Origin of the sequence: Mycobacterium parascrofulaceum ATCC BAA-614 (assembly GCF_000164135.1) — a bacterium.
GTDB lineage: Bacteria > Actinomycetota > Actinomycetes > Mycobacteriales > Mycobacteriaceae > Mycobacterium > Mycobacterium parascrofulaceum.
Window position 1 is genome coordinate 1 of sequence record NZ_GG770660.1, and the last position, 656, is coordinate 656.

The window sequence follows — 656 nt, forward strand, 5'->3', positions numbered from 1 at the left end:
CAGAAGGTGGTCATCGACCTGCGCAACCGCGGAGTGCGCGACATCTTGATCGCCTGCTGCGACGGCCTCACGGGGCTGCCCGATGCGATCCGCTCGATCTACCCCGACACCGTGGTGCAAACCTGCGTGGTGCACGTGATCCGCAACGCCATGCGGTTCGTGTCCTACAAGGACCGCAAGAAAGTCGCCACCTCGATGCGGGCGATCTACACGGCCGCAACCGTCGATGCCGCCGAGTTGGCGCTCAAGGACTTCGACACCGCATTCGGCGCCCAATATCCCGGCGCAATCGACGTCTGGCACAACGCCTGGCCCGAATTCGTGCCGTTCCTGGACTATCCAGTGGAGCTGCGCAAAATCGTGTACACCACCAACGCCATCGAATCGATCAACTTCCAGCTACGCAAGATCACCAAAAACCGCGGCCATTTCCCCGACCGCGACGCCGCAATGAAGTTGCTGTACCTCGGGTTGCGCAACATCTCCAGCCAGAGAGGAGGCTTCTCCGGCACCGGAACGTACAACTGGACTGTGGCGTTGAACACACTCGCCAGGCTCTTCCCGGGCCGAATTCCGTTGTGTTAGAATACAACTCGTAGTCAAATCACCTCTGACTTACACAGAATTCGTGACAGGCTCGGCTGACCAGCGTCGTC

1 protein-coding gene is annotated in these 656 nt (G+C 59.9%); it reads left to right on the forward strand.

Annotation, left to right across the window (positions count from 1 at the left end):
• The coding region (locus tag HMPREF0591_RS30110; protein WP_007172683.1) for an IS256 family transposase at nucleotides 1-585 on the forward strand (585 nt) is incomplete at its 5' end.
• Nucleotides 586-656 lie beyond the last annotated feature (71 nt).